This window comes from Chitinophaga sp. W2I13 (genome assembly GCF_050434005.1).
GTDB lineage: Bacteria > Bacteroidota > Bacteroidia > Chitinophagales > Chitinophagaceae > Chitinophaga.
In genome coordinates, this window is the sequence record NZ_JBNPWD010000001.1 from 1,202,541 (window position 1) to 1,222,071 (window position 19,531).

Annotated in this window: 14 protein-coding genes; 4 read left to right on the forward strand and 10 right to left on the reverse strand. The window is 47.1% G+C overall.

Annotation, left to right across the window (positions count from 1 at the left end):
• Position 1: 1 nt before the first annotated feature.
• The gene (locus QFZ48_RS04885) at positions 2-343 is read left to right on the forward strand and encodes a DUF488 domain-containing protein (RefSeq protein ID WP_429045319.1); all 342 of its coding nucleotides are present in this window, start codon (positions 2-4) and stop codon (positions 341-343) included.
• Here QFZ48_RS04885 and QFZ48_RS04890 read toward each other — a convergent pair whose 3' ends face one another.
• The 3 genes from QFZ48_RS04890 to QFZ48_RS04900 are packed head-to-tail and all read right to left on the reverse strand — an operon-like array spanning position 344 to position 3,854.
• The gene (locus QFZ48_RS04890; RefSeq protein ID WP_370909656.1) at positions 344-937 is read right to left on the reverse strand and encodes a precorrin-2 dehydrogenase/sirohydrochlorin ferrochelatase family protein; all 594 of its coding nucleotides are present in this window, start codon (positions 935-937) and stop codon (positions 344-346) included.
• The gene (gene cobA, locus QFZ48_RS04895) at positions 937-1,713 is read right to left on the reverse strand and encodes a uroporphyrinogen-III C-methyltransferase (RefSeq protein WP_370909655.1); all 777 of its coding nucleotides are present in this window, start codon (positions 1,711-1,713) and stop codon (positions 937-939) included. Before cobA ends, QFZ48_RS04890 begins: the two co-directional genes overlap by 1 nt.
• Positions 1,714-1,742: 29 nt before the next feature.
• A complete protein-coding gene (locus QFZ48_RS04900; protein ID WP_429061358.1) occupies positions 1,743-3,854 on the reverse strand; it encodes a nitrite reductase in 2,112 nt (703 codons plus the stop codon).
• Between the two features lie 614 nt (positions 3,855-4,468).
• Here QFZ48_RS04900 and hxpB point away from each other — a divergent pair.
• Positions 4,469-5,128 (forward strand): hexitol phosphatase HxpB, encoded by a 660-nt coding sequence (gene hxpB / locus QFZ48_RS04905; protein ID WP_429061359.1) that lies wholly within the window; start codon positions 4,469-4,471, stop codon positions 5,126-5,128.
• A gap of 76 nt (positions 5,129-5,204) precedes the next feature.
• Here hxpB and rpsA read toward each other — a convergent pair whose 3' ends face one another.
• On the reverse strand, positions 5,205-7,112 hold the full coding sequence (gene rpsA / locus QFZ48_RS04910; RefSeq protein WP_370909652.1) for a 30S ribosomal protein S1: 1,908 nt from the start codon (positions 7,110-7,112) through the stop codon (positions 5,205-5,207).
• A gap of 353 nt (positions 7,113-7,465) precedes the next feature.
• Between rpsA and QFZ48_RS04915 the strand changes: the two genes are divergently transcribed.
• Together QFZ48_RS04915 and QFZ48_RS04920 are read left to right on the forward strand one after the other, a co-directional pair.
• Positions 7,466-8,341, forward strand: a complete 876-nt coding sequence (locus QFZ48_RS04915; RefSeq protein ID WP_370909651.1) for a rhomboid family intramembrane serine protease — start codon at positions 7,466-7,468, stop codon at positions 8,339-8,341.
• 171 nt (positions 8,342-8,512) lie between these two features.
• The gene (locus QFZ48_RS04920; protein WP_429065460.1) at positions 8,513-9,601 is read left to right on the forward strand and encodes a 4-hydroxy-3-methylbut-2-enyl diphosphate reductase; all 1,089 of its coding nucleotides are present in this window, start codon (positions 8,513-8,515) and stop codon (positions 9,599-9,601) included.
• 335 nt (positions 9,602-9,936) lie between these two features.
• On the opposite strand, the gene QFZ48_RS04925 is transcribed toward QFZ48_RS04920, so the two are convergent.
• From QFZ48_RS04925 to QFZ48_RS04950, 6 genes are all read right to left on the reverse strand, one after another.
• On the reverse strand, positions 9,937-10,635 hold the full coding sequence (locus tag QFZ48_RS04925; RefSeq protein ID WP_429061361.1) for a LytR/AlgR family response regulator transcription factor: 699 nt from the start codon (positions 10,633-10,635) through the stop codon (positions 9,937-9,939).
• A 60-nt stretch (positions 10,636-10,695) separates the two neighbouring features.
• Positions 10,696-12,648: a tetratricopeptide repeat-containing sensor histidine kinase gene (locus QFZ48_RS04930; RefSeq protein WP_429045310.1), complete on the reverse strand. Its 1,953-nt coding sequence runs from the start codon at positions 12,646-12,648 to the stop codon at positions 10,696-10,698.
• 626 nt (positions 12,649-13,274) lie between these two features.
• On the reverse strand, positions 13,275-13,964 hold the full coding sequence (gene cmk / locus QFZ48_RS04935) for a (d)CMP kinase (protein WP_429045308.1): 690 nt from the start codon (positions 13,962-13,964) through the stop codon (positions 13,275-13,277).
• A 114-nt stretch (positions 13,965-14,078) separates the two neighbouring features.
• Positions 14,079-15,644 carry a T9SS type A sorting domain-containing protein gene (locus tag QFZ48_RS04940; protein WP_429061362.1) on the reverse strand — a complete coding sequence of 522 codons (1,566 nt, stop codon included), beginning with the start codon at positions 15,642-15,644 and terminating at the stop codon, positions 14,079-14,081.
• Between the two features lie 9 nt (positions 15,645-15,653).
• Positions 15,654-17,513, reverse strand: a complete 1,860-nt coding sequence (locus QFZ48_RS04945) for a hypothetical protein (protein ID WP_429061363.1) — start codon at positions 17,511-17,513, stop codon at positions 15,654-15,656.
• A gap of 79 nt (positions 17,514-17,592) precedes the next feature.
• Positions 17,593-19,458, reverse strand: coding sequence for a hypothetical protein (locus QFZ48_RS04950; RefSeq protein WP_429061365.1), 1,866 nt, complete (start codon positions 19,456-19,458; stop codon positions 17,593-17,595).
• Positions 19,459-19,531 lie beyond the last annotated feature (73 nt).

Sequence of the window (19,531 nt, forward strand, 5' to 3'; positions counted from 1 at the left end):
TATGTTACAGGTTAAACGGATATACGAAGATTATGCAGATACCGATGGCTACCGCATCCTGGTAGACCGCCTCTGGCCGAGGGGTATTTCAAAAGAGCGGGCCCATGTTGATGAATGGGCAAAAGAAATCGCTCCCAGCAACGAACTGCGCGAATGGTTTAACCATGACCCGGCGCGGTTTGCTGAGTTCAAAACAAAATATAAACATGAATTACAGGAGAAAAAAGAGTTGCTGGCCGGTATTAAAAAGAAGGCGCAACATCAGCGGGTAACATTGCTGTACGGGGCTAAAGACGAAACACACAACCAGGCACAGGTGCTGCTGGAGTTGTTGAAAAAATAATTACACACCTTCACTTTCGGGCTTCACCAGTACCTCTGTGATGCTGTTCAGCTTTTTTACTTTGCTGGCAAAATCACCGGTCAGTTTTTCGCGGATCAGCGATAATTTGTTCAATACTTCATCGAGGGTATCCGGGATGGCTTCCTGCAGCACCTGTTTCAGGCGTTTGGCAATGGTGGGTGATTTACCATTGGTAGAAATAGCGATCTTCAGATTTCCCTTTTTTACGATAGAGCCCAGGTAAAAATCACAAAGCTCAGGGGTATCAGCTACATTGATCAGCACTTTGCTGCCTTTGGCTTTTTCCCACACGTAATAATTAAAGTCCTTGTTGTTGGTGGCTGCTATTACCAGGTCTTTCCCCAGCAGGTCGCCACATGAAAATGATTTCTGAACAAGGGTAATATTGGGATACTGGTGTGTTAACGCCTCCAGTTCAGGCAAAAAATCCAACGACACTACTGTAATGGTTGCATCTGCGCAATTTTCCAGCATGGCATTGGCTTTTTCCAGTCCGATATTACCACCACCCACAACGAGTACATGCAGGCGGTGTAATTTGAAAAACACCGGGAATAAATGATTTTCTTCCATTATACGGCAATTTTTAGTTCCTCTGACACCTTGTTCTTCAAGGCCTGGAAAGCTTCATGGAAGCTCACCACTTCGCCTATCACCAGAACGGCAGGATTATGCAGATCGTGCGTAGCGGCTATTTCCAGCAGATCGGCCACGTTGCCCACTCCCATTTTCTGGGTTGGCAAAGTGCCATTCTGGATGATAGCGGCGGGGGTTTCCCCTTTTCCTGCTGCGCTGTAGATCCCTGCAATCTCTGCGAGTTTGCTCATCCCCATCAGTATGATGACCGTGGTATTGGCCCTGATGGCGTGATCCAGATCTCGGGATAAATTCCCGTTCTGTGTATTACCGGTGATCACCCAAAAACCTTCACTTACGTTACGTGCAGTGACCGGAATTTTGTTGACGCCTGGTACAGAGATTGCGCTGGAAATACCGGGAATCACTTCTGCGGTAATTCCAAACTGCTGAGCAAAGGCAATTTCCTCCTGGCCACGGCCGAAAACAAAGGAGTCGCCTCCTTTTAAGCGGACAACGCTGCCATAAGTTAATGCATATTTTACAATCATCCTGTTTATTTCGTCCTGTGAATATACATGCATTCCTGCACGTTTACCCACAAAACGACGGAGGCAGTTAGCCGGCGCATGGTCCAGCAGTTCATTGCTGGACAATGCGTCATAAAGGATTACCCTGGCGTTTTGAATAGCCTTTAACCCTTTAACAGTGATCAATTCCGGATCACCTGGGCCTGCACCTATCAATGTGAGTTTGGGTTGTATCTTTTGCATGAGTGGTCGTGTTTTTGATAAATAAATAATTAAGCCTGCACCAGTTCGCTGGCTCTCTGACGGTATACCTGTGCAGCATTATAAAATGACTGCGCCTGCTGGAAATAAGTTTTTGCAAAACTTTCCGTAGGCTCGTTACCGTTAATCTGCAGCACTACTGTTTTAAAATCAGGCTCAAAGCTGAATTTACCGGTAGCCACAAAATGTTTATCGAAATCGTTCATGATACCGATCTGCGTATTACCGCTGATGGCTTCGCCGAGTAACAGTGCTTTTGCGCCCTGCACAAAGGAAGAATAAGCGTGATAAATTCCATCTGAATAGGCGCCTTTAATAATGGCGGCACTGCTCAGTTCCAGTTTTTCTTCTGCTTCCAGCAGCAGCGTAGCCACCAGGTCGATGATTACACCGGCGCACTCTCCCACGCCGATAGCTGTAGCGTAGTCCTGCGCCTGTCCCCAGTCGATAAAGTCGCCCGCGGTGAGGGAACTGAGATCTGCCAGTGGTTTCAGCAATTCGTAGAAATACTTTTCACCTTTACGGTCGTAGTACTCGTTGAACAGTTCATTTTCCTGGGCATTGATTTCATAGTCGTGCAGCAGGCTGCGTAATACGTCCGGGCCGCGGCGGCTTGGTACCTTAATTACTTTATCGGCAACGCGGCCTGCGCCATCGCCTACAATACCGCCACCGAGCAGTACCTGCAGGGCGGGAAGTACTTTACCGGCGCTCTTCATGGAGCTGCCGTGGAAACCAATGCTGGCAATACCGTGCTGACCGCAGGAGTTCATACATCCGCTGATCTTTATTTTGATGTCTTTGTTATAAACGAGATCCGGGAATTCATCGGTGATCACATCTTCCAGTACTTTGGCGATGCCGGTGCTGCTGGAGATGCCGAGGTTGCAGGTATCGGTACCAGGGCATGCCGTGATATCTGCGATGCTGTCGAATCCGGGATCTGCAAAGCCTGCTTCTTCCAGTACGCTGAAAACATACGGGAGATTTGCCGGCAGGATGTATTTCAGTAACAGGCCCTGGTTGGCAGTTACACGTACATCGTCGGCTATTACGGGGCGCAGCGCTTCGATAAGTTTGCGGCTGATCGCTGAACCGATGTTACCCAGTGTTATTTTAACGTAAGCCGCGAAGTATCCTTTTTGTTTTTGCTCAAAGGTGTTGGTAGCTTTCCAGGCTTCGTATTTCTTTGGATCTTTTATGCTGTAAGCCGGTGTTGGCACTGCGGGAGGCGGTGTTGTTGCCAGCCATGCGTCTGCATCTACCGGTACGCTTTTTACTTTTATGGCTTTGTATTCTTCTTTAATGAGGCGCTCAAATTCTTCCATTCCAATTTTCTGGATGAGGAACTTCATGCGGGCTTTGTTCCTGCTGGTTCTTTCACCATAGCGGTCGAACACGCGCAGTACGTTTTCGATATATGGAATAAGCTGATCTGTTTCGAGGAACTCGTATACTACTTTAGCGAGAAAGGGTTGTGCGCCCAAACCGCCGCCTACCAATACTTTGAAGCCACGTACTTCTTTACCATCGATGATCTTTACTTTGGGGATCATGCCAAAGTCGTGCATAAATGACCAGGCTGTATCTTTTTCAGAAGAGGAGAAAGAGATCTTTATTTTGCGGCCCATTTCCTGGCTCACCGGGTTACGCAGGAAGTAGCGGAAGGTGGCATCGGCGTATGGCGTAACGTCAAATGGTTCATCCGGATCGATACCGGCGCGGTCTGATGCGGTGACGTTGCGAACGGTGTTACCGCAGGCTTCGCGGATGGTGATGCCATCCTGTTCCAGTTTAGACCATAATTCGGGTGTTCTGTCGAGGCTCACGTAGTGGATCTGTACGTCCTGGCGGGTAGTCAGGTGCAGATTACTGGTGGCATATTCATCTGAAATTTCGGTAATGCGGTGCCATTGTTTCAGGGTCATTTTACCGTATGGCAATTTGATGCGGATCATTTGCACACCGGGCTGACGCTGACCGTAAATACCTCTGGCCAGGCGGAGGCTGCGGAACTTTTCGTCTGACACGGCGCCTTCGCGGAACAGGCGGATCTTCTTCTCCAGGTCTATAATATCTTGTTCAACGATTGGATTTTCTAGTTCTGTTCTGAAGCTTTGCATAAAAAGTATTTTCAGTGGTGGTAAAGCAATTATTTAATTCTGGTTTGGGGGTGTTGGTCGTTTTTTAAATAAAAAAGCCCCCGGATTGTTAGCGGAGGCCTCGTATAATGTTGATTTACAGCAAGATGATCACTGATTTTCCATATTACACGCGCCTCATGGGTGTTGATGAACAACAACTGTTTCTACGACAATTCCTTCTATCATTACCCATATTCCCTATAATTTTAGTAGAGTAATACAAAGATATAAATGCAGGGCATCTTTCCAAAACTTTTTTCAACATTCAATAAGGCCCCAAAAAGGGGGGAAATTAGCAGAGGCCGCAGGTTTGCAGCGGGCAGGCGGCGTAAACGCCGGTCTGGGACGGATTGGCGGAGAGCGGCCTGCCTGGTTACCGCAGCAATGCGATAACCAAAGTTTATGGCGTATAACTTATTGTTATGGGATAACGCGTGCCGGTACGCTGGTACGGGGTTAAGGGGAAGCATCCCCGGCGTATACCGGAAGTAAAGGTGGACTTGAAGCCCAAATGCAGGCTGGCAAACAGTTAGCGGCCCACTGCAATCTCCCCGCATAACTTCTTATCTTTGCCGCGCATAAATGGAAAACATATGATAGATACGGTAATATTTGATATGGATGGCCTGCTGATAGACTCAGAACCTTTATGGGGCATCGCCATGCGGGAGGTGTTTGCAACGGTGGGGGTAAACCTTTCGCCGGAGCTGACGCATCTGACCACGGGGCTTCGCACCAAGGAAGTGGTGAGTTACTGGCATAATTACTATAAATGGGAAGGAAAGAGTGCAGAGCAGGTAGTAAATGAAATTATTGACAGCGTAATACAAAAAATTATAGCGGAGGGCTATCCTATGGAGGGGTTATCGTATATCCTGCAATATTTCCGGGAGAAAGGGTTCAAAATGGGGCTGGCTTCTTCTTCCCCGCTGCGCCTGATTAATGCGGCACTGGAGCATTTGCAGATAAAAGACGCTTTCCAGGCGGTATATTCTGCTGAGTTTGAGGATTATGGGAAGCCGCATCCGGCTGTGTACCTGGCCTGCGCCAAAGCCTTGGGCAGTGATCCGCTGGACTGCATCGCTTTTGAGGATTCTGTAACGGGTATGACTGCTGCCAAGGCGGCGCGGATGACTACGGTGGTGGTACCGGAGGCGCATAACCGGCATGATCCGCGGTATGCGTTGGCTAATATGAAACTGGACAGTTTGCTGGAATTCAATGATGCGAAGCTGTCGTTGCTGATGAAGTAAAGACCGGTAACTATTATAAAAAAATCCCGCTCCGATGTTACTCGAAGCGGGATTTATTATTTAATGAAACCGGATCTTATTGCGCGCTTTTTTCTTCGCCGCCTTCGGATTGTTTCAGTTTTTCTCTCAGTTCAGCTAAAGCGCCGAGATCACCTAAAGTGGCTTTCTCAACTTTACCCTGGATGTTTTTCACAGCCTTACGGGTTTTATCAGCTTCTTCTCTCTTCTCTTTCACTACAGCCTGTTTTTCTTCCGCCTGTGCTTTTTCCCAAACCCTGGTATGAGAAACGAGGATACGTTTTTCGCTGCGATCGAATTCGATGATCATGAATTCTTTCACATCTTCAACGTTGATTGGTTTTTCATCTTCAGTTCTGAGGTGACGTGCAGGAGCGTAAGCTTCCAGACCGTACTGCAGTTGAACCGTAGCGCCTTTATCATCTTTCTTCACAACGGTACCTTCGTGTACAGAGTTGATCGGGAAGATAGTTTCAAAAGTGTTCCATGGATCTTCTTCGATCTGTTTGTGACCGAGGCTCAGTTTACGGTTGTCTTTATCAATACCCAGGATTACTACATCTATTTCGTTACCTACTTTAGTGTATTCAGATGGGTGGTTAAAACGTTTGATCCAGCTCAGGTCAGAGATGTGGATCATTCCACCGATACCAGTTTCCAGTTCAACGAATACGCCATAAGGAGTGATGTTTTTCACGATACCTTTGTGACGGCTTTCAACCGGGAATTTAGTTTCGATAGTAGACCATGGATCTTCTGTCAGTTGCTTGATAGACAGGCTCATTTTGCGTTCTTCCTTGCTCAGGGTAACTACAACGGCTTCGTATTCTTCTCCTAATTTGAAGAATTCTTTAGCGTTGATTGGCGTAGAAGCCCATGAGATTTCAGATACGTGAACCAGACCTTCCACACCTGGCATGATTTCCAGGAATGCACCGTAGTCTTCAATGTTTACAACTTTACCTTTTACTTTAGCACCTTCGGTGATAGTAGCTGGCAAAGTATCCCACGGATGCGGGGTCAATTGTTTGTAGCCGAGGCTTATGCGACGTTTTTCGTCATCGAAGTCAAGCACAACAACGTTGATTTTCTGATCCATCTGCAGTACTTCGCTCGGATGGGAGATACGGCCCCAGCTGATATCTGTGATATACAGCAAGCCGTCCAGACCACCCAGGTCGATGAACGCACCGAAGTCGGTGATATTTTTGATGGTACCTTCCAGCACCTGGCCTTTTTCCAGTTTGCTGATGATATCCACTCTCTGTTGTTCGATATCGCTTTCGATGAGCGCTTTGTGGGAAACAACGGCGTTGCGGATGGTTTCGTTTACTTTCACCACCTTGAATTCCATTGTTTTGCCTACAAACTGGTCGTAATCTGTAACTGGTTTCACATCGATCTGAGAACCCGGCAGGAATGTTTCCATACCATATACATCTACGATCAGGCCGCCTTTGGTTTTGCTGGTAACGGTACCAGTAACCACTTCGCCTGTTTTGTAAACTTCCACGATTTTTTCCCATGCACGTTTCTGGCGAGCCTGTTTACGGCTCAGGTGCAGGTTACCATCGCGGTCTTCTTTTTCTACTACCAGCACTTCCACTTCATCACCGATCTTCAGACCTGGTAAATCACGGAATTCGTTCAGAGAAATCAAACCATCAGATTTGAATCCGATGTTGATCACTACATCTGTGTTGGTTAAACCTACAACAGTACCTGTCAGCAGGCTGTTTTCTTCAAACACCTTGAAAGTGCTGTCGTAAGTAACATCGTACTTTTCTTTTTCCTCTTTGCTGTAAGAAGAAACGTTACGTTTGTCAACGCTCCAGTCAAAATCGTCGTGTGCCGTTTCAACTTTTGCTACAGGTGCCTTTGGTGTCGCTGTTTCAACCACAGCAGCTTCTGCTTGTGGAGCCTGTTGTTCAGCGTTTTGTTCGTTAGAAATGTTGTTTTCGCTCATAAAAAATTAAAATTTTACCCGGAATACCCGGATACCCTGTTTTATGGGACGGCAAAAATACGAAAAAATACCCGTTTATACGTATTTTTATTGAAGAAATCCACCTTCCGCTGCGGTATTGGCTGGTCTTCTCAGATATTTTTTAATTGCATTATTAATAATCTTACTACGACAAAAAATTAAACTGCGTAAACGGCATTTTTTTTGCCGCAGGAAGAACCAGTATCCGGATTAATTGTTGTTAACAGGTGCAGGAGAGATGATATTCATTAGCAGTGAACAGGCTTACTTTTCGTGCTTTCAAAATGTTAATTACTATTATTTAATCCCGGATTTTATTTTAATTTGTGTATATGAACGGGACCTCATTTCAATCGGATATTCGCTACTGGCTCAGGCAGGGAAACACAGTTAACTATTTGCTTTTCTGGAATATCGTCATCTTCCTGGGATTAAATATACTGCGTCTTATTGCGTTCCTGACCAAGCAGCCCACTCCTTTTGAATGGACCTATGACCAGCTGGCCATGAATGTTCCGCTCAGCGCATTTATCCTAAAGCCCTGGGGGCTGATCACTTACATGTTTACACATGTTGGCATCTTCCACGCCCTCTTCAATATGATCAACCTTTACTGGTTTGGTAACCTGTTCCGGGATTTCCTGGGAAATAAGCGGGTACTTCCCCTTTATTTGCTGGGAGGTATTGCGGGCGGTTTATTGTACCTGCTGAGTGCCAGTCTTTTTCCGGGCTTCGTAGGTACCACTATGGTGGGCGCTTCAGCTGCCATCATGTGTATCCTGGTGGCAGCGGCAACCCTGATGCCCAATTTTGAAATTGGCCTGATGTTCCTGGGCAGCGTGAAACTGAAATGGCTGGCGATGGCCCTGGTGATACTGGGATTGATCTCTATCCCGGATGGTAACATCGGCGGCCTGATTTCCCACATGGGCGGTTCCCTGCTGGGCTTCCTCTATATACGCACCCTGCAGGCAGGTACTGACCTCTGCCAGCCCCTGATATGGTTATTTGATTTCAACAACCGCCGACAGCAACGGCCGACACGTAAATTCAAACCCAAGAAGTCGCCGCTGAAAGTGGTAAAAAAAGCCGAAGACAGGGACCCTTCCAGGTTAGACCAGCTCCTGGATAAAATCAATGAAAAAGGTTATAATAGCCTCAGCGCCGAAGAAAAAGCATGGCTGGACAAAGTGAGCAAAGAAAACTGATTAACTTTGTCCTTCAATTTTCTGCCATTTAACACATGAAAACATTTAACGTTCCGGTTATATATCGCAGTCCGCTGATCAGCGCCATCAAAAACCAGCGCAAGCAGCAGGACCGCATGAAAAAAGGACTTCACGCCCACCGAGCTGGATTTTGGTCCGCTCCGGATTTTACTGGCCCGGCACTTCGGATTCTGTTATGGTGTGGAAAACGCCATTGAAATTGCCTTCAAAACCGTGGACGAAAACCCGGGCAAACGGATCTTCCTGCTCAGTGAAATGATTCACAACCCGCATGTAAACAACGATCTGCTTGACCGCGGCGTGCAATTTATTATGGATACCGCCGGCCATCAGCTGGTTCCCTGGGAAAGCCTGCAAACAGATGATATTGTGATCATCCCTGCATTTGGCACTACCCTGGAAACCGAGCGGCAGCTGGCCTCCCTGGGTATTGAACCGCTGAAATATAATACCACCTGTCCTTTTGTGGAACGCGTATGGAACAAGGCGGAACAGATTGGTAAGAAAAACTATACGGTAATTGTACACGGCAAGCCAAAGCACGAAGAAACCAGGGCTACCTTTTCCCATAGCGCCTCCGGCACGCCTACCGTGGTAGTAAAAGATATTAAGGAAGCGGAGCTGCTGGCAGAGTTTATTACCGGCCGGCGTACCCCGGAGGAATTTAATACCTTGTTCAAAGGACAATATTCACCCGGTTTTAACCCGGCTACCGATCTTCAACGGGTAGGCGTAGTGAACCAAACCACGATGCTGGCTACCGAAACGCAGGCCATTGCCGATTACATCCGGCAGGTGATGATCACTCATTTCGGGCTTACAGAGGCTACCGCCGGCGAAAGGTTTGCCGATACCCGCGATACGCTCTGTTACGCCACCAATGATAACCAGACGGCCGTTACCGGCATGCTGCAGGAACCTGCTGACCTGGCCATTGTAGTGGGAGGCTATAACAGCTCTAATACTTCGCACCTCGTGGAACTGTGTGAAGAAAAGCTGCCTACTTATTTTATCTCATCTCCCGAAAAAATACTATCCGCAAAGGCGATTAATCACTGGGACTTTCACCATAAAGAAGAGATTATTGCTGACCGCTTTTTACCGGAAAAAGAAAAGGTAACCATCCTGCTTACCAGCGGCGCTTCCTGTCCGGATGCCCTTGTGGAAGGCGTGATACGCCGGCTGCTTTCGTTTTACCAGCTGGAGCACAAGGCAGATGAAATGGCTATAATTGATTAAAAGTATCTATCTGTACAAAACTGATTAAAATGTCATAAAAGCAAAAAAGACACCACGTGGTGTCTTTTTTCTTTGGGGCTAATCACGCTAGTAATGCAGAGTATAAAATCTTTATATTGCGTTTATATTGAAATCGTAATTCAAAAGTAGTTTATCTCCAATATGCCCGCAATAGCCATTTATTATATGGTAGGTAATTAATTATAACTGGCATAAAAACGAATAAAATCGGAATACGCACTTCTGCAAATACGCTGTACATCCTCATTTAGAACTGCATCGCCTTTTTCAGGAACTCTGCTTTGCGTCTTCTGGACACTTCTACCTGCGTACCATCACTCATCAGTGCAAAGCCTCCTTCTCCCCTGGATATACGATTGCATTTGCTGCATATTTATCAGGTGGGAATTATGTACCCGGAAGAAATCCACATCAGACAGCAACTCCTCAAACTCTTTCAGGGGGCGGGATACCATGAGATTTTTCTTATCCGTAAAAAAGATGCGGGTATAGTTACCGGTCGATTCGCAACGGACAATGTTCTGCACAGGCATAAACACCAGGCCGTTGATAGTGGGTAATGCAATTTTCTTGTGTGTTTGCTGTATTGTTTTCATGTTCTGCAAAAACACTTCCATCGGAGAAATGCCCTGGTCCTTTGGCCGGTTCAATTTCTTCTCCCTGCATTTTTCCAGAGCATCCTGTAATTCCTTTACACTAAAGGGTTTCAGCAGGTAGTCGAGCGCATTGAACTTAATTGCTTTTAAAGCATATTGTTCATAGGCTGTTGTGAAGATGACATCGAAGTACACCTTTTCAAATAGCTTCAACAGCTCAAAGCCATTCTGATAGGGCATTTCCACGTCGAGAAATACCAGATCCGGCTGCAGTTCATCAATCATTTCCTTCGCTTCCCTTACACTTTTAGCCCAACCAATCACCTGTACACCGGGACATTTTTTTTGCAGCATCGTTTGTAGTGCATCAATGCAGTGTTGCTCATCATCAACGATGATAGCTTTTATTTCGCTCATACAAGTAGCTTTTGTTAGCTGTTAGCTATCAGCTGTTTTTATGGTTTATCAGTGAGTAAGCTAAAATATAAATTCCGCAGGTAAAATTATAGTCACCTTTGTTCCGGTGGCCTTTCCGGCTTCATCTTCCAGGTCTGTTACCGTTACTTTTGCTTCCTTGTTATTAATCTTACGGATCAGGTCTATCCTGCCTTCCGTTACTTTCATGCCTACAGAATTATGTAGCCGTCCTTTCTTTTCTTTTATTTCCATTGCTTTTTTTCTGCCTATGCCGTTATCGGTGATCGTGCATACCAGGCTTCTTTTTTCCAGTACAATTTCAATATCAAGGATTCCTTTTTCATCCGGGTGTTTATGCACGAGTCCATGCCAGATAGCGTTTTCCACATATGGTTGTAATATCATGGGGGGTATCAGTACTTCATCATCATTAATCTCCGCATCTATGAGGAACCGGTATTCAAAGATGCCGTTACAGCGTAATGATTCCAGGTCAAGATACAACCTTAATGATTCCAGTTCTTTATTCAGGGTAACAAAAGTGTGCTGGGTGTTATCGAGGATGAGGCGCATGAGCCGGGAAAACTTGGTCAGATAGTCGGATGCCTCTTCCTGGTTATTGCTCCAGATGTACCGGTGGATGGAGCTGAGGGAGTTAAAGATGAAGTGCGGATTCATCTGGGAGCGGAGCGACCGCAGTTCCAGCTGTAAGGTTCGTTTATTTGCCTTCAGGTTACGGTGACGGATATAGAACAACCCGCCCACGATGGCCATTAACAGGAATGCCGCCAGGAAAAAGGTGACCACCACATTGCGTTTGGTGCGTAGCGCCGCTATCACTTTATCATGTTCCAGGTTACGGATCTGGTTATCTTTCCGGTCTACTTCGTAAATGGTTTGCATCTGGGCGAGGGCCATTGCCGACTTCTCATCCAGGATACTGTCTTTATACAACAGTGATTTATCGGTCGCTTCCAGTGATTTTTTAAAGTCCCCGCTTTCTTTAAAGTCTGCTGCGAGTGCTTTATATGCGTCCATCAGCATGGCTTTGAAGCCCCAGAAGGTGCTGATCTCGATCGATTGCAGCATATTTTTCCTGGCTTCCTCGTGTTTCCCTTGTGCGCCCAGCAGTTTACCGATACTGAGGTAGCTTTCCGCCACATGTACCTTATCGTCTACCCGGTCGTTTACTTCCAGTGCTTTTTTCAGGTAGTCCATGGCGGCCGTATAATCTTTCTTTTCCTTATAGGCGGCGCCGAGGGCATTATAACATATTGCCATACCGATGGGGCGGTCCATTTTCTGGTTGATGGCCAGGGAACGTTTATAGTATTGGATGGCCAGGTCCAGTTTATTCTGGCCCTGGTATGCGTAACCGAGATTGCCGAGGTTAATGGCTACGCCCAGTTGGTTATCACTTTTCTCTTCCAGTTCGAGGGCGTGGTTAAAGTGGGTGATGGCATCCGCATATTTTTCTGTAGTGAGCTGTATATTCCCTATACTGTTGGTGGCCACGCAAACATTGCGGATGTCGTTGATCTTTTCGGCAAGTATGAGGGCTTTTACGTGGTAGTCGAATCCCTTCTGCAGTTTATCCTGCCGCCGGCAATCTACCCCAGCGTTATTCAGGGAAAATACGATGAGGGAAGTGTCTTTCGCTTCCTCCGCAGCTTTGAGTGCTTTTTCGTGATAATCTTCTGCAACGATATACTGCGACTTATTTCTTTTGGCGGTGCCTAATTCGTTGTATGCCTGCGATACTCCTTTGGGATATTTGAGCTGTAGCGATAAGGTGAGCGCTTCCTGCCAGAAGGGATTTTCTATTTTATGCGATTCAAAAAAGCGGTTGTTTACTCCGCCCTTTTTCAGCAGTAAAGACACTTTCCCGGTATCGGAGGGGAGCCGGCGAACAGAGTCGAGCAGGTTGTATATCCGCAGGGAGTCCTGGGCTATCGCCTCAAAACAGGCCCCCAGCAGGAGCAAGCATAAAAAACATACACCTTTTATAGACATTGGCTGGTCTGTGTGACTACACAATTTAAAAAAGAATTACGAATAACGCATAGCGATCTAAAGATATCCGGTTAAACGGGATAGCGTTACCCTTTCACTGACAATCAAAGTGTTTAAAAAAGCGAAAGGGCGAAAGAATTCGCCCCTTCTTCCTATTAACCGAATACACCTACTGAAAACATGGAACGGCCATGGCGTGCCACGCCATCCCACATTACCTTTAAATGCCTGCTGGCAGCGGTTATGCTCACGCAGACCAAATTTTATATTATAGCAACATTATAATCGGTTAATAGCAAAGGGTCCTTGTGGATATAGCTAGGATAAGACCTTTCCGGGAGCACGATATATGATAACGCGTCTTACGCACTTGTTCTTAATGTCTTATACAGTCGACAGCACTACATCAACAGCACGGACTTTTCCATACAAAAATTACCTAAGCAGTATTTTTCAGGGAGGATCAGGTTGGCTATGCAGAAATGGTCAATAAAAGTTGACATCATTTGGGCATGAAAATAAAATTCTACTGGAAATTCGGGAGGATGTGGAAAAATTATCGGGTTGGTGACCAACAGGCCACATAACAAATGTATAAAAGAGTTTTAATAAAAGGAAATAATATTTTATGAGGAGTGCGCCATAATAGCGTCTTCCACCCATTGCATCACCAGTTGAAGCTGGTCATCGAGGTTCAAGTAGCTGTTATCCAGGATGATAGCATCTTCTGCTTTGCGCAGCGGGCTTATTTCCCGGTTGGCATCAATATAATCTCTCAGTTCGAGGTTTTGTTTTACTTCTTCGAGGGTGATGTTCTTATTTTTCTCATACAGTTCCTTAAACCGGCGCTGCACGCGGATCGCGATGTCGGCGGTCATGAAGATCTTAAGTTCCGCATGGGGAAATACTACGGTACCGATGTCGCGGCCATCCATCACGATGCCTTTACGGGCGCCCATCTTCTTTTGCTGGGCTACGGCCAGATCACGGACTTCCTTTACAGCGGCTACCTCGCTCACTTTTTCAGCTACGATCATTTCGCGGATCAGGTGTTCCACGTTTTCATTGTTGAGATACATTTCGCTGATGCCGGTGAGTGAGTTAGGAACAAAATCCAGGTGTACATCTTCCAGTGCAGTGGCCACGGCTTCATGCGACGTCCAGTCGATCCGGTTTTGAATAAAGTAAAGGGTAATCGCACGATACATGGCACCACTGTCTATATAGGTATAGTTCAGCTTTTTAGCCAGTTGCTTGGCCAAAGTGCTTTTGCCACATGAAGAGTAGCCATCTATCGTGATGATTATTTTTTTCAAAACTATCTGTTTAAATGAATCGCCTATAGGGAAGAACCCTACAAAATTGGGGCAAATCTCCGAGAAAATCAAAACAAAAGGCTGGAATTTCCGGTAGGGGGAAATTCCGGCCTTTTATTGGGCTACTACTACCTTGCAGGTATAAGCCACTTTCATGGTGTCTTTATGGTAGATCACGAGGAAGTAAACGCCTGACGGCAGATCTGAGATATTCACTTCGGCGTCCCTTCTTACCTCATACTGGCGCATTACCTGGCTCCAGGTATCGTGCAGCTGCATCAGCATATCACCGCGGATACCGCGGATAGTGACTTTGAAGTTACCATTATTCGGATTCGGGAATACCTTGATCTGTACAAACGGAGGCACCGCGCGTATTTCAGAATAGGTGATTTTGCCGTTCCTGCCTATTGCCTTGATGCGGTAATAGGTCCAGTCGTCGTAATCATTCACATCCGGGAAGGTATAGCTCAACGGTATGCTGCTATTGCCATTGACGGCTTTTGTTGGCAGCACACCGATTTTCACGAATGCTTCCTGTCTTTCGTAGCGGCGTTCCACTTCAAATGTGGCATTATAAATTTCACGGCTGGTAGTCCAGTTCAGCTGCACCAATAACGGGGCAATCCTGTAGGCTTCAAAGCTGAGGAACATGGCTGGTTTGGCGGAGCCGATCAATGCTGTTTTTGTAAAGTATTCGCTGGCACCTAATGCGTCGAAATGCCGGAGGTGCATGGTTGACGGTTGTACCATCGTCGTGGTGGTTAGTGTACCAGGCAGCGGCCTGTTGGTGATTACCGGTACGGCGTCCCATACGCCGCCAACGAAGCGGGTAATGAAGCTGCTGTCGCGCGATGTAGCATAGGCCGGCAGTTCGCTGAGGTCCATGTGTTGCAGGATCACATCTACTTCTCCCCCGCTGTTATCTACCCGGCGGATATTCCAGGATTTGTTCACGAAGCTGTCAGGATAAGCCCTGCCACCGGCCGCTACGGTAAATACGCTGTCGTATACACGCGCGCCTATCATATCTTTTGCGCCTGTGATGAGCACAGCGGCGGGTGAATAGCTATCATCATCCGTTCCTACGGGGAACACCACTTTTCCACTTGCGTTGGTGATAGCGGCGCGGTATAGTAATCCGCCTGCTATTCCTTTCCCGGTAACCACATAGCGGTAGTCGCTGTAGCCGGTAATAGTACCGGGTGTTTTATCGCCTACCTGGAGATTCCAGCCGTTCAGATAAATGCGTCCGCCCGCAAAATGAAGGTTATTCCTGATCTTCAGATCGCTGAAGTCTTCCAGCAGTAAGCCCGCCGGGTTATTGAGCTGCAGGTTTGGAAAGCTGGCGCCTGTTCCGGCAATAAAGCTGTAAGCGCCAAATATCCTTTGCTGACCGGCGCCGGAAAAGAGGAAGGTGCCGCCGGTACCGGAAGTACCGTCTGCACTTTCATCGGGCAGCGTAGCACCGTTTCCGTTAGTCCATAATTTGCTGAGGAAATAAAAGGTGGCATTGGGATTAGAGCCGAGGACACCGTTGTTTGTCATATCAGCGAAGATGCCTACGTTGGTATTGCCGGCGAGCCATACGGTAGCGCCGGCGGGGATGTAAACGCCTTGCTGGGCGGATGTGAAACCCACCAAAAACAAAAGGGATAATATCAGCAATAGTTTCTTCACCAATGTTTTTTATTGGATTACAGTAATATCGAAAAGTCTGGTGGTTCCTGACAAAGAGTAGGCAGCAACACCAGTATTGACAAAAACTGCTGTTACGGTGTTATCAGCGGATACCCTTGAAGAAATTAAGCGTAAAGTAAAGGGAAAATCAAACCTCGGATTGATGATAACATTGCCGCCCAGCGCAAGCCTAGCACCCGTTACGGCGAATGTTACGGTGGCAGTTGCTGTTGTGCTGTTAGGAATGCTGGTTGCACCGGTAACACCGTTTACACCAGTACAATTCACATTTGACACCCTGTATACACCGTTTAGCACCGTACCGTCAGCGCCAAGTATGGCCGTACCATTTACATCCAGCAAAGCGCCGGGAGCGCTGGTTCCTATACCCACGTTTCCGCCGTTCTGCAGGAACAAACGGTAATCCTGCACGTTGGTTTCCACAAAGTTCAATCCGTTGCTTAACAGATTCCAGTGCCATTTTGGGGTACCTGCGGCATCTTCAAATGCCAGCACATCATTTCCATTTGCACGTACAATTAACGGGTGCCCGTTAAATTTCACGGCGCCGTTGAACAAGGTTAAAGTAGAGGCGGAAAAATCAACGCCGCCGCTTTCGGCAGCGGTTTGTCCCCTGCTTCCCCTGAAAAGTTCTTTATTGTTATACTTCACCACCATATCAATGGCATTGGTGGTTCCGAGGAATTGCGTGGCAGTGGCTGCGTTACCGCCGGTAAGCCAATTGGTGGTAGCAGGGTTATCTGTTAAAATAACGTCGCCGGTACTGTTTATTGAAAGCACTTTAGAAGTAGCTGCTGCCGGCGTAGCAGTGGCCAGGTTTGTTAAGCGCAACCCGGAAGTATTTGCTGAGAAAGGAGCTGAAGTAGACGGTGGCCCTGCTATTTCCACTTTATTCACGGGAGCGTTGGTGCCTATTCCTAACAACAACTTTGTAGCATCCCAGAATAGCTGTCCGTTATTTTCAGCAATAACATTTCCCGTGCCCACATAGGGAATGGAACCGGGTGTTAACCCTTTCACGGTAAGCGTTGTGCCGATCACACCACTTCCGGATATATTAAAATTTGAAGATGCCTGTGTAGTAGTGGTATTCTGAATAAAAGTAGCTGCACCCGCTTTAGCAATCCACTGCGTTCCATTGAAAGTAAGTACATCGTTATTAACAGGGGTGGTACCAAACAATATATCATAGTCAGCTATTTTATTAGCGTTCCATAATTTGTTACCGTTTTTCACCGTCAGTTGTCCGGCTGTGATGGATAAGTTATTATCGATGGTCATGGAAGCAACATCTCCGCTGGCATCCTTTCCTAATATTTTTATGGGTGTACTAACGTCGTTGGCTACACGCAGTGAGTAGGTTTGCAGTCCTTCTGTAAAGTTCTTTAATCCTTTAAACGACTGGGCGCTGTAATTAACAAATCCAGGCGCTGTGAGAGAAGCGTCCGGAATGGTAAGGTTATGAATACCGCCGGCCGAGGCAAAGCCAAAAGTGCCGCCTGGCGTGTACGTGGCTTTAATTTGCTGTGCGGGGGAAAAGTCGTTGTTAATGGATTTGATGGCGGCGCCATCTGCTATCAGTTTTGTCCAGTAGTTATTGGCCCGGACGCGGAAAGTATTATCAGATTCCAGGTAGATGATCATCCCGTTTACCGGGGTAACGATCTGATTGGTATCTGCAATGCGGGTAAGGAGGAGTGCCTGCTTTTTGCTTTCCAGTTCAAGTAAAGCAGATTGTTTTATCAGAGAAGGATTAGTTCCCAGCTTTAATTGTTGTGCCGTCAGCTGTTGATTGCCCAGGCAAAACAGCATTGCAGCACATACTTTTATAAGCCCTTGCAGCTTCATACATCAACATTTAAGGAATGTACCCAAAGGAATAGAACGGCTATGATTTGCACATAGCCGTTCCTATTATTTTCTCAGCTTATTTCTTAATTACGTACCAGTTTGTTCCATTAGACTGGAGTGTGTAGAAGGTCCAGTCGTTGTAGATGGTCAGTTTAGCTCCACCTTCCAGCGTGCCGCCGGCGGAGGTTATCTGTACATCGTTATCAATTTTGGTATCGTCCGGTGCGGAGGCAGCGGGTATCTTTTTAACTGTATAGATACGTCCGGTACAGGTGGTAGCATCTGGTAATACCACGCTGCAAACAGCGTTTGCGCTTACGAGGATGGTATTATCTGTTGCAGCTACCGTGTAAGTGCCGCCGGCAGTAACGGTAGTAATAGACATGGATACAGAACCGGTTACCTGCAAGGTAGAGTTGCCGATGTTATTGGTATCACCGATGTGTACATTTTTCTTTATGGAAACTTCATCGCCAAATTTCTTGGCCCCTGCGAAACTTTGTGCAGCGTTGCTTACCAGGCCACCGGTGGTAGCGGGTGAGGCTACGGGAATGCTCACGGTCACTTCATCTGCCACCTGGGCTACTGCCAGATCGAGACCGGCGTGACTTGATTTGAAGGTCAGGTCTTTAAATGCGCTGGCGGAAAGTTTTCTTTTCACCACATTGCCTGAAGTACCGTCACGGAGTAATACTACATCCTGCGTGGTTCCGTCTGCGATATTGGTGAGCACCACGTTATTGTCGAGCTGTGTATTTCCTTTTACCTGGAGATCGTTATCCAGGGTAGCTTTACCAGTAACACCGAGGGTGCCGGCCAGTGCAGTGGCGCCGGTTACATTCAGGGTACCGCTCAGGGTGGAATTTCCTCCTACAGAGAGATTGCTGGCAGCGCCAGGTAATGTTAAGTTACCGGTGATAGTAGAGTTGCCGGTGATAGTGGCGCCATTAGCCAATACGGTTAATCCTGTTCCGAACTGACCTTTCTTGAGGATGGTCAGATCTTCATTGCCTGTAACAGATTGCAGGAAGGTTTTTAAACCGTCGAACGACTGCGCGCCCGTAGAAACCGCACCGGGATGGGTGGCATCCGCGGCGTGCAGGATCAGTTTAGGCGGTACCGCCGGGTTGGTGTTGTCGATAGTTAAACCGTCGTTCACCGGTGTGGCATCGAATGCGCCGATGATCATTGCCAGTGTGGCTTTATCAAAGCGCTTGTAGTCGGCCAGGCTCAGTAAACCTGCGGTTACTTCACCGGCGCCGGTTACACCTTTTTGTGTGGCGATAGTGAGTAGGTGTGTATCTGTTCCGGTAGTAGTGAAAGCGTAATCATTGGGTGTGGCCGTAGGCGCGGCAGTGGTCAGTTTCTGATCGGCTGCGGTTAAACCGTTGATCTTATTGATCGCTGTGGTAAAGGCTGTTTCCGAGATGGTGCGTTTGTTGATTTTGCCGGTAACGGGATCAATCAGTAGCACATCCACGCCGGCGGTTACCGGGTCCAGCTTTTTCAGGAAGGCATAACCGTTGTCGATCACAAAACCTTCCACATTGTTTCCTTTGAGGGAAAACGGTACGTTGGTGGTGGTGCCGATAAAATCGCCGGTGGTGCCGGGGTTACCCCTGAGGCCCCAGGTGTTGGCTACATCTCCTGTGTTAGCCATTCTTTGCCAGTAGCCGTGATTTCTTACATAGAAGCCTTCTTCACCGGCTTTTTTGAGGTAGATGACCATCCCATCCGGGGGAGTTAAGCCTGTGATGCCCACTGTGTCGGTTAAACGTGGGAGTAATAAGCCTTGTTTATCTGCGTCCAGATCCAGGATAGCGGATTTTTCTATCGTAGTTGGATTTTTACCGACTTTCAGCTGTGCATTTGCCTTTGAGGCGATCATGCCCACACCGCCAACCAGCATCACCCGTACTACAATGCGTAGAGATTTTCTCATAGATATAGGGATAAATATTAAATGTCAAGCCCATCTCCGGCATTTGGTCTTTGCCGGTACGACAGTAATAAGG